General features: G+C 65.1%; 14 protein-coding genes. 8 read left to right on the top strand and 6 right to left on the bottom strand.

The genetic code is table 11. The annotated features are described in order from the left end of the window. Positions 1-141 precede the first annotated feature (141 nt). The 8 genes from aroQ (at position 142) to G3N64_RS18545 (ending at position 6,968) form a co-directional block, all read left to right on the top strand. On the top strand, positions 142-594 hold the full coding sequence (gene aroQ / locus G3N64_RS18580; protein ID WP_011350880.1) for a type II 3-dehydroquinate dehydratase: 453 nt from the start codon (positions 142-144) through the stop codon (positions 592-594). Between the two features lie 66 nt (positions 595-660). Next, positions 661-1,134: an acetyl-CoA carboxylase biotin carboxyl carrier protein gene (gene accB / locus G3N64_RS18575; protein ID WP_205785240.1), complete on the top strand. Its 474-nt coding sequence runs from the start codon at positions 661-663 to the stop codon at positions 1,132-1,134. 84 nt (positions 1,135-1,218) lie between these two features. Continuing rightward, positions 1,219-2,586, top strand: coding sequence for an acetyl-CoA carboxylase biotin carboxylase subunit (gene accC, locus G3N64_RS18570; protein WP_205785239.1), 1,368 nt, complete (start codon positions 1,219-1,221; stop codon positions 2,584-2,586). A 2-nt stretch (positions 2,587-2,588) separates the two neighbouring features. Continuing rightward, entirely contained in the window at positions 2,589-3,491 is a 903-nt protein-coding gene (gene prmA / locus G3N64_RS18565; RefSeq protein ID WP_205785238.1) for a 50S ribosomal protein L11 methyltransferase, read from the top strand. Positions 3,492-3,536: 45 nt separating this feature from the next. Beyond that, positions 3,537-4,874 (top strand): DUF3426 domain-containing protein, encoded by a 1,338-nt coding sequence (locus tag G3N64_RS18560; protein WP_205785237.1) that lies wholly within the window; start codon positions 3,537-3,539, stop codon positions 4,872-4,874. Between the two features lie 73 nt (positions 4,875-4,947). Beyond that, positions 4,948-5,451, top strand: a complete 504-nt coding sequence (tpx, locus tag G3N64_RS18555; RefSeq protein WP_089494059.1) for a thiol peroxidase — start codon at positions 4,948-4,950, stop codon at positions 5,449-5,451. Positions 5,452-5,536: 85 nt separating this feature from the next. After that, a complete protein-coding gene (locus G3N64_RS18550) occupies positions 5,537-6,475 on the top strand; it encodes a carbohydrate kinase family protein (RefSeq protein WP_205785236.1) in 939 nt (312 codons plus the stop codon). Positions 6,476-6,494: 19 nt separating this feature from the next. Then, a complete protein-coding gene (locus G3N64_RS18545; protein ID WP_021161893.1) occupies positions 6,495-6,968 on the top strand; it encodes a glycine zipper 2TM domain-containing protein in 474 nt (157 codons plus the stop codon). A 228-nt stretch (positions 6,969-7,196) separates the two neighbouring features. On the opposite strand, the gene G3N64_RS18540 is transcribed toward G3N64_RS18545, so the two are convergent. From G3N64_RS18540 to G3N64_RS18515, 6 genes are all read right to left on the bottom strand, one after another. Then, positions 7,197-7,880 carry a histone H1-like DNA-binding protein gene (locus G3N64_RS18540; protein ID WP_205785235.1) on the bottom strand — a complete coding sequence of 228 codons (684 nt, stop codon included), beginning with the start codon at positions 7,878-7,880 and terminating at the stop codon, positions 7,197-7,199. A gap of 28 nt (positions 7,881-7,908) precedes the next feature. Further along, positions 7,909-8,235, bottom strand: coding sequence for a hypothetical protein (locus tag G3N64_RS18535; RefSeq protein ID WP_080982133.1), 327 nt, complete (start codon positions 8,233-8,235; stop codon positions 7,909-7,911). An 82-nt stretch (positions 8,236-8,317) separates the two neighbouring features. Then, positions 8,318-9,529 carry a ribonucleotide-diphosphate reductase subunit beta gene (locus G3N64_RS18530; protein ID WP_205785234.1) on the bottom strand — a complete coding sequence of 404 codons (1,212 nt, stop codon included), beginning with the start codon at positions 9,527-9,529 and terminating at the stop codon, positions 8,318-8,320. A 365-nt stretch (positions 9,530-9,894) separates the two neighbouring features. Further along, entirely contained in the window at positions 9,895-12,891 is a 2,997-nt protein-coding gene (locus tag G3N64_RS18525) for a ribonucleoside-diphosphate reductase subunit alpha (protein ID WP_205785233.1), read from the bottom strand. A 451-nt stretch (positions 12,892-13,342) separates the two neighbouring features. After that, entirely contained in the window at positions 13,343-13,933 is a 591-nt protein-coding gene (gene ampD / locus G3N64_RS18520) for a 1,6-anhydro-N-acetylmuramyl-L-alanine amidase AmpD (protein WP_205785232.1), read from the bottom strand. Next, positions 13,930-14,247: a PP0621 family protein gene (locus G3N64_RS18515; protein ID WP_205785231.1), complete on the bottom strand. Its 318-nt coding sequence runs from the start codon at positions 14,245-14,247 to the stop codon at positions 13,930-13,932. Before G3N64_RS18515 ends, ampD begins: the two co-directional genes overlap by 4 nt. Positions 14,248-14,260: the final 13 nt, after the last annotated feature.

The raw sequence follows: 14,260 nt of genomic DNA, 5'->3' as shown, positions 1-14,260 counted from the left end.
AATTTCGCGTGAATTCGCCGATACTTTGCATGCGCACCGGTAATTCTTGCGGGTCCCGCGCGCTCGACCGTTCGGCAAAACTAGACAAATTTCTCTAAATAGCGCTAAAGTTCGCGCAATTCCGCAGAAATAGAAGCGACCATGACACGATTGCTGGTGCTGCACGGCCCCAACCTGAACCTTCTCGGCACCCGGGAACCGGAGGTGTACGGCCGCGTCACGCTTGCACAGATCGATCAGGCGCTTGCCGCGCGCGCCCGGGAAGCCGGCGCCGAACTGTCGTCGTTCCAGAGCAACCATGAAGGCGCGCTGGTCGACCGTATCCAGGCCGCGCGGGAGGAACAGACCGATTTCATCCTGATCAATCCGGCCGCGTATACGCACACGAGCGTCGCGATCCGGGACGCGATCGCCGGCGTTGGCATCCCGTTCGTCGAGGTTCACCTGTCGAACGTGCATCGCCGCGAAGCGTTCAGGCACCACTCCTACTTTTCCGACCAGGCCGAAGGCGTGATCTGCGGGCTTGGCTGGAAAGGTTATCTGTACGCGCTCGAGTACGCGCTGGACAAGCTGCAAGGCACGTCGCGCGGCTGATTTCGCGATCTAGATTCAGCGCCGGCCCCTAACCGGCGCTTTCACGTATTGAAAGGGGAATTCCCGATGGATCTTCGTAAGCTGAAAACTCTGATCGACCTCGTTTCCGAATCCGGCATCTCCGAGCTGGAAGTGACGGAAGGCGAAGGCAAGGTGCGCATCGTCAAGAACGCGCCGCCGGTCTACGTGCAGCCGACGGCTGGGTATGCCCCGCAAGTCAGCGCGCCCGCTCCGGCGGTCGCGCTGCCGACCGACGGCGCTGCTGCGCCGGCCGCAGGCGGTGCAGCCGCACCGGCTGTCCCGCAGGGCCACGTCGTGACGTCGCCGATGGTCGGCACGTTCTATCGCGCGCCGTCGCCGGGCGCGGACCCGTTCGTCCAGGTCGGCGACACGGTCAAGGAAGGCCAGACGATCTGCATCATCGAAGCGATGAAGCTGCTCAACGAGATCGAGTCGGACAAGGCCGGCGTGATCAAGGAAATCCTCGTCGAGAACGGCCAGGCCGTCGAATACGGCCAGCCGCTTTTCGTGATCGGCTAAGTCCGCCGCGCGGCCTGCGGGCCGCGCACCGCCGATGCTCGCCAGGCGCCGTTCGCGCGCCCCTCGAAGAGACGAATACTCGCTATGTTTGAAAAAATCCTCATTGCCAACCGCGGTGAAATCGCGCTGCGCATCCAGCGTGCGTGCCGCGAGCTCGGCGTCAAGACGGTGGTCGTCTACTCGGAAGCCGACAAGGAAGCCAAGTACGTGCGCCTCGCGGACGAAGCCGTCTGTATCGGCCCGGCCCCGTCGAACCTGAGCTACCTGAACATGCCGGCGCTGATCAGCGCCGCGGAAGTCACCGATGCCGAGGCGATCCACCCCGGCTACGGCTTCCTGTCGGAGAACGCCGATTTCGCGGAACGCGTCGAGCAGTCGGGCTTCACGTTCATCGGCCCGCGCCCGGAAACGATCCGCATGATGGGTGACAAGGTCACCGCGAAGCAGACGATGATCAAGACCGGCGTGCCGTGCGTGCCGGGTTCGGAAGGCGCGTTGCCGGACGATCCGAAGGAGATCGTCAAGATTGCGCGCACGATCGGCTATCCGGTCATCATCAAGGCGGCTGGCGGCGGTGGCGGGCGCGGGATGCGCGTCGTGCACACCGAGGCCGCGCTCGTCAACGCGGTCAACATGACCCGCGAGGAAGCCGGCCGTGCGTTCGGCAACCCGCAGGTGTACATGGAGAAGTTCCTCGAGAACCCGCGCCACATCGAAATCCAGGTGCTGTCCGACGCGCACAAGAACGCGATCTGGCTCGGCGAGCGCGATTGCTCGATGCAGCGCCGCCACCAGAAGGTGATCGAGGAAGCGCCGGCGCCCGGCATTCCGCGCCGCCTGATCGACCGCATCGGCGACCGCTGCGCGGACGCCTGCAAGAAGATGGGCTACCTCGGTGCGGGCACGTTCGAATTCCTGTACGAAAACGGCGAGTTCTACTTCATCGAGATGAACACGCGCGTGCAGGTCGAGCACCCGGTATCGGAACTGATCACGGGCGTCGACATCGTGCAGGAACAGATCCGCATCGCGGCCGGCGAGAAGCTCACGCTGCGCCAGCGCGACATCCAGTTCCGCGGACATGCGATCGAATGCCGGATCAACGCCGAAGATCCGTTCAAGTTCACGCCGTCGCCGGGCCGGATCACGTCGTGGCATACGCCGGGCGGCCCCGGCGTGCGCGTCGATTCGCACGCCTACAATGGCTATTTCGTGCCGCCGAACTATGATTCGATGATCGGCAAGCTGATCACCTACGGCGCGACGCGCGAGCAGGCGATCAGCCGGATGCGCATCGCGCTGTCGGAAATGGTCGTCGAAGGCATTCAGACCAACATCCCGCTGCACCGCGAGCTGATGATCGATTCGAAGTTCGTCGAAGGCGGCACCAGCATTCACTACCTCGAAAACCGGCTCGCCCAGAAGCAGCAGGTCGCACCGGAAGAAGCGTAAGCATGAGTTATCGCGAACTCGTCGTCGAACTGGCCCGCGAGCATGCGGAGGCACTGTCCGACGCGTTGCTCGACCTCGGTGCGCTGTCGGTATCCGTGGAAGACGCCGACGCCGACACGCCCGACGAACAGCCACTCTTCGGCGAGCCGGGCCTCGTGCCCGACCGCACCGCGTGGCAGCACTCGCGCGTGGTCGCGCTGCTCGCGGCCGACCATGAGCCGGCCGTGCTGCTCGCGGCGGCCGCGAACGAGATCGGCATCGCCGAAATGCCGACGTTCACCGTCCGCGAAGTCGAGGAACAGGACTGGGTGCGGCTCACGCAATCGCAGTTCGAGCCGATCCCGATCGGCGAGCGGATCTGGGTCGTGCCGTCGTGGCACGATGCGCCCGATCCCGACGCGCTCATCCTCGAACTCGATCCGGGCCTCGCATTCGGCACCGGCAGCCACCCGACCACGCGCCTCTGCATGGAATGGCTCGAGCAGTCGGTGAAGCCCGGCCAGTCGGTACTCGACTACGGCTGCGGCTCGGGCATTCTCGCGATCCTCGCGAAGAAATGCGGGGCGAACCCCGTCATCGGCATCGACATCGATCCGCAGGCAGTCGAATCGGCGCGGCAGAACAGCGAACGCAACCGTGCGGAAGTCACGTACGGGCTGCCCGATGCATGCCCGGACGGCGAATTCGACATCGTCGTCGCGAACATCCTGTCGAATCCGCTGAAGCTGATGGCGTCGATGCTCGCGTCGAAGGTCAAGCCGGGCGGACGCATCGCGCTGTCGGGCGTGCTCGCGCGCCAGGCGGACGAAGTCGCGGCCGTCTACGCACGCTATGTCGACATCTCGGTCTGGCGCGAACACGAAGGTTGGGTATGCCTCGCCGGAACCCGGCGCGAAAGCCATTAGAATAGCGCTGTCCTTCACTCTGGCCAGCAGGCCGCCCGGCTCGACATGCTTCTTGCGACGCGCTGCCCTCATTGCGAAACCGTCTTCCGGCTGCAGCAGGAACAGCTCTCGCTGCATCAAGGGCTCGTGCGCTGCGGGCACTGCCACGAAGTCTTCAACGCATCCGAGTCGCTCGTTCCCGAGCACGCGCAGCAGCCCGAGCCGGCCCTGACCGAACCGGCTGCCGCGCCGGACGACGGCGACGCACACCATCAGGCCCCGCCTCGGCTGTTCACCGCCGAAGCGCCGGCCGGGTCGCCTTCAGACACCGATTACAAGCCGGAAGGCTGGGACATGTGGGCGCCGTGGCTCGATGCCGGCGTCGACCCATCGCTGCAGCACAGCGTGCAGACCGTGCGCACCGAGCCGCTGATCCCGCTTGCCCTTCCGTCCACCGAAGCCGGCGTCGTCCACCTGTCGGGTACGCCCGCACCGTTCGCACCCTCCCCGACCGAGCTGGACACCGCCGCTGCCGTCGCGCAACCGGCCGAATCGCTGCAGGCGCAGACGCCGCAGGATACCGAACCATTGGCCGCGCCCGTCGAACGCGACCCGCGTGAGCCCCGCTTCGTCGCCCACCTTCCGTCGGACGCCGATGCCGCGCGCGATGCCGCCGAACCCGTCAGCACCGCGCACTTCGCCGTGCCGGACGACGAACGCGCGCTGCGCGAACCGCGTTTTGCGTTCGCACCGGCGCCGGCCGTCACCGAAGCCGGTTCCGAGCCCGACACCGGCACCGCACGACACGACGAGACACCAGCCGCAACCACCAACGCACCGGCCGCACCGTTCCCCGCCGCGCCGACCGACGACGATCGTCCACACTTCGCCGTCACGCGCGAGACGCGCGCACAGCAGCCGCGCGGGATGCTCGGCGGTTTTTTCGGCGGCCTCGTCGCTGCCGTGCTGGTCGCACTGCTCGTCGCGCAACTCGCGTGGTGGCAACGTGAATCGCTGATGATCTACTGGCCCGTCACGCAGGGCTGGTTCCGGCAGGCCTGCGCGCCGCTCGGCTGCAAGGTCGCGCCGCCGCGCGCGATCGACGGCCTGCGGCTCGACGCGACCGACCTGCGCCAGCTCGACGGCCCGCGCGAGCTCGAGTTGAAGGTGCCGCTGACGAACCGCTACCGCGTCGCACTCGCGTACCCGTCGCTCGAGCTGACGCTGCTCGACGACACCAACCACGTCATCGTGCGCCGCGTACTCGCGCCGCGCGATTACGTGCGCCCGGGCACGCCGATCGACGCCGGGCTGCCGCCCGGCACGACGCAGACGATGGTCGTCCGCCTCGAAACGAACGGCACGCCCGCCTCGAATTTCCGCGTCCAGATCTTCTATCCGTGACGCGCCGCGGCGCGCACGTGCGCGCCCGTCTCAACCCGCGCGCCCGAGCGGCGCGCTATTTCGGAGCACGAACATGAGCAAAGTTACGCTGGGTGGCAACCCGATCGATCTCGCCGGCACGTTCCCGGCCGTCGGCGCACAGGGTGCCGATTTCAAGCTGGTCGGCAAGGACCTCGCCGACCTCTCGCTCGCCAGCTTCGCCGGCAAGCGCAAGGTGCTGAACATCGTCCCGAGCCTCGACACGCCGACCTGCGCGACGTCGACCCGCAAGTTCAACCAAGCCGCATCGTCGCTCGACAACACGGTCGTCGTCGTCGTGTCCGCCGACCTGCCGTTCGCCGCGACGCGCTTCTGCACGACCGAAGGCCTCGAGAACGTCGTGACGGCTTCGACGTTCCGCACCGGCCGCGCGTTCGCGAACGCGTACGGCGTCGACGTGACGAGCGGCCCGCTGAACGGCCTGACCGCACGTGCGGTCGTCGTGCTCGACGCGCAGGACAAGGTGATCCACGCGGAACTCGTCGGCGAAATCAAGGACGAGCCGAACTACGATGCTGCGCTCGCCGCACTGAAGTAAGCTCTCTTTCGCTTTCCCCTGCCGCGCCGCGCCTTTCGCGCGGCGTTGTCGCGCAGGGTCCCTCATTTCTACAGGAACGCACACCTTGGCTACGTTGATTTGCGGCTCGATCGCCTACGATTCCATCATGACCTTCGAAGGGCGGTTCCGCGAGCACATCCTGCCCGACCAGGTGCACCTCATCAACCTGAGCTTCCTCGTGCCGACGATGCGCCGCGAATTCGGCGGCTGCGCGGGCAACATCGCGTACGCGCTGAACCTGCTCGGTGGCGATGCGCGCATCATGGGGACGATGGGCGCGCTCGACGCACAGCCGTATCTCGACCGGCTCGACCAGCTCGGCCTGCGCCGTGACCACGTTCGCGTGCTGGCCGATACGTATACGGCGCAGGCGATGATCACGACCGATCTCGACAACAACCAGATCACGGCGTTCCACCCGGGCGCGATGATGCAGTCGCACCTGAACCACGCGGGCGACGCGCCGGGCATCAAGCTCGCGATCGTCGGCCCGGACGGCTTCGACGGGATGGTGCAGCACGTGGAAGAGCTCGCCAAGGCCGGTGTGCCGTTCGTGTTCGATCCGGGCCAGGGCCTGCCGCTGTTCGACGGTGCGACGCTGCGCCGCAGCATTGAACTTGCGACCTATGTAGCGGTCAACGACTACGAGGCCAAGCTGGTGAGCGACAAGACGGGATGGTCCGAAGATGAAATCGCCAGCCGGGTCGACGCGCTCGTCATTACGCGTGGCGAGCACGGCGCGACCATCCGCCACAAGCAGGGCACGGAGCAGATTCCTGTCGTGCCGGCCGAGCATATCGCCGATCCGACCGGCTGCGGCGATGCCTTCCGGGGCGGCCTGCTGTACGGCATCGAGCATGGCCTCGACTGGGCAACCACGGGGCGCCTCGCGAGCCTGATGGGCTCGATCAAGATCGCCCATCAGGGGCCCCAGACTTACGTACTGACGCGCGCCGAGATCGACGCGCGCTTCGAGACTGCATTCGGTTACAGTCTCAAATGAATATTGTGGGAGAGCAAAGATGTTGACGAAAAAGACCCTCACGCTCGCGGCCATGCTGACGGCCTCGCTGACGCTCACCGGCTGCTTCACCGCGCCTGGCTCGGCGGATGTCTATAGCGTCGGCCAGGCGCAGCGCGAACAGACGGTCCGCATGGGTACGGTCGAAAGCGTCCGTGCGGTGCGCATCCAGTCCGACGGCGGCGGCAGCGCGATCGGCACGCTCGGCGGCGGCGCACTCGGTGCGGTGGCAGGCAGCGCGATCGGCGGCGGCAAGGGATCGATCCTGACCGCGATCGCCGGCGGTCTCGTCGGCGCGGTCGCGGGCAACGCGGTCGGCGAAAACCTCAGCACGGCGAACGGTGTCGAAATCACCGTTCGCCTCGACAACGGCGATCTGCGCTCGATCACGCAGGCAGCAAGCGGCGAAGCATTCCGCGCCGGCGAGCGGGTACGACTGCTGTCGAGCGGCGGCGTCACGCGCGTCACGCACTAACAAGGTACCTCAGCATGCGGCGCAAGCCGCAGTCGAACGCATGTGCGAAGCTGCACATGCGTTTTTTTTCGTCCGTACTCGCAGGGGCCGGCGCTCGGGCATCCGGCACATCGGCAATGACGGACGAAAAAAATCCCACCACCTGAGCCAGATGGCGGGACTGATTGAGTAGCGCTACTCAACCCACGGACACCACGTGAGTGTCCGGGTAGTGCAGGTCAGCCTCGATTACGGACGGCTGCCGGTCGGGAACGGCCATGCCGCTGCCGGGTTGAGCGCGGTCTTCACGCCCGATGCCGGCGCAACCGATGCGGTCGACGCGGTCGTTGCCGGTGCAGCCTTCTTCACGACGGCCTTCTTCGGAGCAGCAACCTTCTTCGGAGCCGCAGCCTTCTTGGCGGCCGGAGCAGCAGCCTTCTTCGCAGCAGGCGCAGCGGCCTTCTTCGCAGGGGCAGCCTTCTTCGCAGCAGGCGCAGCCTTCTTCGCGGCAGCCTTCTTCGCAGGCGCAGCCTTCTTGGCAGCAGCCTTCTTAGCCGGCGCGGCCTTCTTCGCAGCAGCCTTCTTCGCCGGTGCGGCCTTCTTCGCAGCAACCTTCTTCACTGCGACTTTCTTGGCTGCAACCTTCTTCGCTGCGGCCTTCTTCGCCGGTGCGGCCTTCTTCGCAGCAACCTTCTTCACTGCGACCTTCTTGGCTGCAACCTTTTTCGTTGCGACCTTCTTTGCAGCAACCTTCTTCGCTGCGGCCTTCTTAGCCGGTGCTGCCTTCTTCGCGGCAACCTTCTTCACCGCGACCTTCTTCGCAGCAACCTTCTTCACTGCAGCGGCCTTCTTCGCCGGAGCAGCAGCCTTCTTCGCAACGGTCTTCTTGGCAGCGACCTTCTTAGCAGCCGGTTTTTTCTTGGCGGTAGCCATGTTGTTCTCCTTCAGGTTCAGATGAGAGTCAGTTCAAACTACACCCTTCGTCAAAACCCGCTTCCCGCGGACGCTGTTCAGGACGTGCGCTTCGAAGCGGGCTATTCATCGGCGTACGCGGATACCACGCGCTTACGCTAATGAATACGGTATGGCGCGCGTGACCACCCGGCCTCGCGCGCCAAATCAAGTCGGTAGCCGGCGCACCTCGCGCCGCTACCCCTAATCGCTTGATCAAGCGGACCGCCACACGGCCGTCCGCTTTTTCCGGAGGGAAGTTTGCCCATCCCACTGAAGGGTTCGCAAAGTGCCTGTCGTGTCGTTGGGCCGTTAAGGCACCGGGCATGCTTTGCATCAGGCGTTCTTGCTCCTAAACCTTGGGCCGGGGCCGAGAGGCCGCCGGCTGCTCCATCATGTGACGGGTTCGCTGCTGCGGGTTATTCCCAGGACAGCGCGCCGCCCGTCTGATACTCGATCACACGCGTCTCGAAGAAGTTGCGTTCCTTCTTCAGGTCGATCATCTCGCTCATCCACGGGAACGGGTTTTCCTCGTTCGGGTACAGCGGATCGAGGCCGATCTGCTGGCAACGGCGGTTGCTGATGAAGCGCAGATAGCTCTTGAACATCGACGCGTTCAAACCCAGCACGCCGCGCGGCATCGTGTCCTCGGCGTAGCGGTATTCGAGTTCGACAGCCTGCTTGAACAGCTCGCGGATCTCGGCGCGGAATTCGGCGGTCCAGAGATGCGGATTCTCGAGCTTGATCTGGTTGATCAGGTCGATGCCGAAGTTGCAGTGCATCGACTCGTCGCGCAGGATGTACTGATATTGCTCTGCAGCACCCGTCATCTTGTTCTGGCGGCCGAGCGCGAGGATCTGCGTGAACCCGACATAGAAGAACAGGCCTTCCATGATGCAGGCGAACACGATCAGCGACTTCAGCAGCTTCTGATCCGCTTCGAGCGTGCCGGTCTTGAAGGCCGGATCCGTCAGCGTGTGGATGAACGGGATCAGGAATTCGTCCTTCGCCCGGATCGACGTGACCTCGTGGTACGCGTTGAAGATCTCGCCTTCGTCGAGACCGAGCGATTCGACAATGTATTGGTACGCGTGCGTGTGGATCGCCTCTTCGAACGCCTGGCGCAGCAGGAACTGCCGGCACTCGGGCGCCGTGATGTGGCGGTACGTGCCGAGCACGATGTTGTTCGCCGCGAGCGAATCGGCCGTCACGAAGAAGCCGAGGTTGCGCTTCACGATGCGGCGCTCGTCCTCGGTCAGACCGTTCGGGTCCTTCCACAGAGCGATGTCGCGGGACATATTGATTTCCTGCGGCATCCAGTGGTTCGCGCAACCGGCCAGATACTTTTCCCACGCCCACTTGTACTTGAACGGCACCAGCTGATTGACGTCAGTCTGGCCGTTGATGATGCGCTTGTCGGCGACATTGACCCGCGCTTCCGAACCGCCGGCGGGAACGGCCGATGCTTGCGGCGGCACCGCAAGATCGCCTTCGAAAATGTCACGAACCTGATGGGCGGCAGGCGTTGCAGCCTGCAGTCCGACAGCCATTCCTGCGGAGGTGCGCATCGCGTTTTGCTGCGCTCCGCTCGCGGGAGTTACGGCAGTCTTCTCGTCATCCCAGTTGAGCATAAATTCTCACCATCAATTTAGAACGGTTTGTACCATCTTTTCCTGAGCGATAAAAGGGTTCGCTCACGAAAAATCCTTTTTTCGATTCGCGTTGCGACCTCGATACAACACTTTGAGCAACGCATCGTCGTTCATGCAGCGCGCGACGTGTGTCGCGCGTGTATCGCGAGGTGCGCTCGACGCATCGAACGCTGATCGAAACGCGACGTCGCCGGGGATGTTTCGATCGCTTGTCACTGCCTGCAACGCAGGTGCCGCGTTACAGATTCCTTATCATTTTTTTAGTTGAGAGCGGCGCACACTTCAACCTCGATCGGTCGTCGTGTGCGCCGCGCTGACCTTCTTCTCAGGTCAGGCGCACAGCGTTACTGGCACGCTTCGCATTCGTCGAAGCCGGGATCGCCCGGACGCATCGTGCACACCGGACCATCTGCCTCGACCGGCGCGAGTGCCGGTGCGGCGTCGACTGCGCCCGACGACGATGCTGCGCCGCCTGCCGCGCCGAAGCCGCCGGCTGCGCCTTGCGCGCCGCCGCTGCTCGAACCGCCGCTCGTCGGCACTGCGTTCAGCGCGCCGTGTGCGACCGTCGACTTCTCGACGTGCGTCGCCGCCATCGTGCGGAGGTAGTAGGTCGTCTTCAGGCCGCGCAGCCATGCGAGCTTGTAGACCTCGTCGAGCTTCTTGCCCGACGCGCCGCCCATGTAGATGTTCAGCGACTGCGCCTGGTCGATCCACTTCTGGCGACGCGATGCCGCTTCGACCAGCCACGTCGGGTCGACTTCGAACGCGGTCGCGTAGATCGCGCGCAGGTCGGCCGGGATGCGGTCGATGCGCGACAGCATGCCGTCGAAGTACTTCAGGTCGGAGACCATCACCTCGTCCCACAGGCCGCGTTCCTTCAGGTCGCGGACGAGGAACTCGTTCACCACCGTGAATTCGCCCGACAGGTTCGACTTCACGTACAGGTTCTGGAAAGTCGGCTCGATACATGCCGACACGCCGATGATGTTCGAGATCGTCGCCGTCGGCGCGATCGCGACGCAGTTCGAGTTGCGCATGCCGTGCGTGGCGATCCGCGAACGCAGCGACGTCCAGTCGAGCGATTCGGATGTGTCGACCTCGACGTAGCCCCCGCGCGCTTCGGCGAGCAGCTTCAGCGTGTCCTGCGGGAGGATGCCGCGATCCCACAGCGAACCGCGGTAGCTCGAGTAGCGGCCGCGTTCCTCGGCCAGCTCGGTCGACGCGTGGTACGCGTAGTAGCAGACCGCTTCCATCGAACGGTCGGCGAACTCGACGGCCGCTTCCGACGCGTACGGCGTGCGCAGCAGGTGCAGGCAGTCCTGGAAACCCATGATGCCCATGCCGACCGGGCGGTGCTTCAGGTTCGAGTTACGCGCCTTCGCCACCGCGTAGTAGTTGATGTCGATCACGTTGTCGAGCATCCGCATCGCGACGCTGATCGTGCGCTTCAGCTTGTCGTGGTCGAGCGCGTAGCTGCCGTCGGCCTGCTTCACCAGGTGGGCGACGAGGTTCACCGAGCCGAGGTTGCACACCGCGATTTCGGTGTCGCTCGTGTTCAGCGTGATTTCCGTGCACAGGTTCGACGAGTGGACGACGCCAACGTGCTGCTGCGGCGAGCGGATGTTGCACGGATCCTTGAACGTGATCCACGGGTGGCCCGTCTCGAACAGCATGCCGAGCATCTTGCGCCACAGCTGCGCCGCCGGGATCTTCTTGAACAGCTTGATCTCGCCGCGCGCGACCTTGTCTTCGTAAGCCGTGTAAGCCGCCTCGAATTCCGCGCCGAACTTGTCGTGCAGGTCCGGGCAGGTCGACGGCGAGAACAGCGTCCAGTCGCCGCCTTCCATCACGCGCTTCATGAACAGGTCGGGAATCCAGTTCGCCGTGTTCATGTCGTGCGTACGGCGGCGGTCGTCGCCCGTGTTCTTGCGCAGCTCCAGGAACTCCTCGATGTCGAGGTGCCACGATTCGAGGTACGCGCAGACCGCGCCCTTGCGCTTGCCGCCCTGGTTGACCGCGACGGCCGTGTCGTTGACGACCTTCAGGAACGGGACCACGCCTTGCGACTTGCCGTTCGTGCCCTTGATATGCGAGCCGAGTGCACGTACGCGCGTCCAGTCGTTGCCCAGGCCGCCGGCGAACTTCGACAGCAGCGCGTTTTCCTTTAGCGCTTCATAGATGCCGTCGAGATCGTCCGCGACCGTCGTCAGGTAGCACGACGACAGCTGCGAGCGGTGCGTGCCCGAGTTGAACAGCGTCGGTGTCGAGCTCATGAAGTCGAAGCTGGACAGCACGTTGTAGAACTCGATCGCGCGCGTTTCGCGGTCGATCTCGTTCAACGACAGGCCCATCGCGACGCGCATGAAGAATGCCTGCGGCATTTCGATGCGGGTGCCTTCGACGTGCAGGAAGTAGCGGTCGTACAGCGTCTGCAGGCCGAGGTAGCCGAACTGCAGGTCGCGGTTCGCGTCGAGCGCTTCGCCGAGGCGCTTCAGGTCGAACTGCAGCAGCTTGTCGTCGAGCAGGCCGGCGTCGACGCCGCGCTTCAGGAACTGCGGGAAGTATTCCGCGTAACGGGCCGACATCTCGGCCTGGACGACTTCCTCGCCGAGGATCTCGCGGCGGATCGTGTGCAGCAGGATGCGAGCCGTGACCTGACTGTATGCCGGATCCTTCTCGATCATCGTGCGTGCAGCCAGGATCGCCGAGTCGTAGACCTGGCTCATCGGCACGCCGTCGTACAGGTTCTTCACCGTTTCGGCGACGATCGGGTCAGGGTTAACCGCAGCGCCGAGGCCGTCGCATGCCGACACGATCAGCGCGCGCAGCGCGTTCAGATCGAGCGGGCGCGTGACGCCGTTGTCGACGACGTTGATGCCGGTGCTCGCGTCGCCGCCTGCTGCCGCTGCTTCCTCGCCCGCATGCTGGCGCTCGAGGTGACGCTTCTCGCGATACAGCACGTACGCACGCGCGACGTTGTGCTCGCCGCCGCGCATCAGCGCGAGTTCGACCTGGTCCTGGATGTCTTCGATATGGAACGTACCGCCGTTCGGGCGGCTGCGCACGAGCGCGCGCACGACGTTGTGCGTCAGTTGCTCGACCTGCTCGCGCACGCGCGCCGATGCCGCGCCCTGCCCGCCATTGACGGCCAGGAAAGCCTTGGTCACCGCGATCGCGATCTTCGAAGGTTCAAACGACACGACGCTGCCGTTGCGGCGGATCACCTTGTAGTCGGCGAACGTGGCCTGCGGCGCGAGCGCCTTCGCGCCCTGTTCGGTCCCGCCGAGCGGACGGCTCGAGGCGCTCTCGTACTGGGACGTCGCGTTGTCGGTGGTTTGCATGTGCAAAGCTCCTGGTGTTGGATGGTGCGGAGAGAACCGCGGATTAAAACGAACGCTGCGCAACGCGGTGCGCGAGCGGTAAGAGGCGAGCGATGCGCCGGGGAAGCCGGTTCGGTCGATGCGCGACAACCGATCCGGTCGTGTGCTTCGTCATGTGTACCCTGCCCCGTCGAAGTTCGCTGCGCTGATCGCGACGCCCGGACCGCCCGGCCTGACGCGCCGCCCTGAGAACCCTGTCCGCCGGCGTTGCCCGCCGGCCGGTGCCGCTCGGGTTTCCCCTGCGACACACACTATATCTAGTGCAGAACTGCTCAACTGGCACCAAGTATAGTGGACATTCGGAGGACGTCAAAACGGATAATTTGCGATGGAGGTCTTGACATCGCTCACGCGCAGACACGACAAGGCATTGGTCGGAGAAAAAACTTTCTCCGGTCAAAAAACCCCGCGATCAGTGCTGACGGAAAGGAAAGTATCCGGCGGAAAAACCGGCATCGCTCGCGAAGCGTTGCCAATCGAAATGCGGGCCCGGGTCGGTCTTGCGGCCCGGCGCGACGTCCGAGTGCCCCGCGAACGCGTCGACCGGGTAGCGCGCCGCGAGCGTGCGGGTAAGCGCGGCGAGCATCGCATACTGCGCGTCGTCGAACGGCACGTCGTCCGCGCCTTCGAGCTCGATGCCGATGGAGAAGTCGTTGCAGCGCGGCCGGCCGAAGAATTCGGAGGAGCCCGCGTGCCATGCACGCTCGTCGCACGACACGAACTGCACGAGTTCGCCGCTGCGGCGGATCAGGAAGTGCGCGGACACGCGCACGTCGCGCAGGTGGCTCTGGTAATAGGGGTGCGCATCGCAGTCGAGACGATTCAGGAACAGCGCCTCGATCGCGTCACCGCCGAATTCGCCGGGTGGCAGGCTGATGTTGTGGACGACCACGAGCGTCGGCACCGCACCCGCGGGCCGCCCCTCGAAGTTCGGCGACGGCGCGTGGCGCGCTTCGCGCACCCAGCCGTTCGCGTCGACCGACAGCAGCGGCGCGTCGCTCATCGTGCGTCGTGACCGCTCGTACGCGCGGCGTGGCGCTTCGCGTGGTCGGCACTGCAGAAGTATTCGCCACCCGCGGCGACGGCGTCGCCCTTCGGCGCATGCACGCCGCATTCGGCGCAGCGCACCATCGGCTCGGGCAGCGACCGCGCGTCGCCGTTCGGGCGCGCCGCGCCAGCGCCGCCGGCGCCGGGGGTACCGTCGTAACCGCCGCCGCGACCGGTGCGCGCCTGCGCGTGCTCCTGGGCCTGGCGCAGCTTGCGCGCGATCCACGAACCCGCGAAGAAGAGAAGAATCAGAAGAAGAATCTGTCGCATCGGAAACCTGCGG

Source organism: Burkholderia sp. Ac-20344, from assembly GCF_017104975.1.
GTDB lineage: Bacteria > Pseudomonadota > Gammaproteobacteria > Burkholderiales > Burkholderiaceae > Burkholderia.
This window is presented reverse-complemented; position numbering and strand designations above follow the sequence as displayed.

Excerpts from the sequence above, each read along its gene's own strand:
- aroQ (WP_011350880.1), top strand. The coding sequence starts at position 142 with ATGACACGATTGCTGGTGCTGCACGGCCCCAACCTGAACCTTCTCGGC.
- accB (WP_205785240.1), top strand. The coding sequence starts at position 661 with ATGGATCTTCGTAAGCTGAAAACTCTGATCGACCTCGTTTCCGAATCC.
- accC (WP_205785239.1), top strand. The coding sequence starts at position 1,219 with ATGTTTGAAAAAATCCTCATTGCCAACCGCGGTGAAATCGCGCTGCGC.
- prmA (WP_205785238.1), top strand. The coding sequence starts at position 2,589 with ATGAGTTATCGCGAACTCGTCGTCGAACTGGCCCGCGAGCATGCGGAG.
- G3N64_RS18560 (WP_205785237.1), top strand. The coding sequence starts at position 3,537 with ATGCTTCTTGCGACGCGCTGCCCTCATTGCGAAACCGTCTTCCGGCTG.
- tpx (WP_089494059.1), top strand. The coding sequence starts at position 4,948 with ATGAGCAAAGTTACGCTGGGTGGCAACCCGATCGATCTCGCCGGCACG.
- G3N64_RS18545 (WP_021161893.1), top strand. The coding sequence starts at position 6,495 with ATGTTGACGAAAAAGACCCTCACGCTCGCGGCCATGCTGACGGCCTCG.
- G3N64_RS18540 (WP_205785235.1), bottom strand. The coding sequence starts at position 7,880 with ATGGCTACCGCCAAGAAAAAACCGGCTGCTAAGAAGGTCGCTGCCAAG.
- G3N64_RS18535 (WP_080982133.1), bottom strand. The coding sequence starts at position 8,235 with ATGCAAAGCATGCCCGGTGCCTTAACGGCCCAACGACACGACAGGCAC.
- G3N64_RS18530 (WP_205785234.1), bottom strand. The coding sequence starts at position 9,529 with ATGCTCAACTGGGATGACGAGAAGACTGCCGTAACTCCCGCGAGCGGA.
- G3N64_RS18525 (WP_205785233.1), bottom strand. The coding sequence starts at position 12,891 with ATGCAAACCACCGACAACGCGACGTCCCAGTACGAGAGCGCCTCGAGC.
- ampD (WP_205785232.1), bottom strand. The coding sequence starts at position 13,933 with ATGAGCGACGCGCCGCTGCTGTCGGTCGACGCGAACGGCTGGGTGCGC.
- G3N64_RS18515 (WP_205785231.1), bottom strand. The coding sequence starts at position 14,247 with ATGCGACAGATTCTTCTTCTGATTCTTCTCTTCTTCGCGGGTTCGTGG.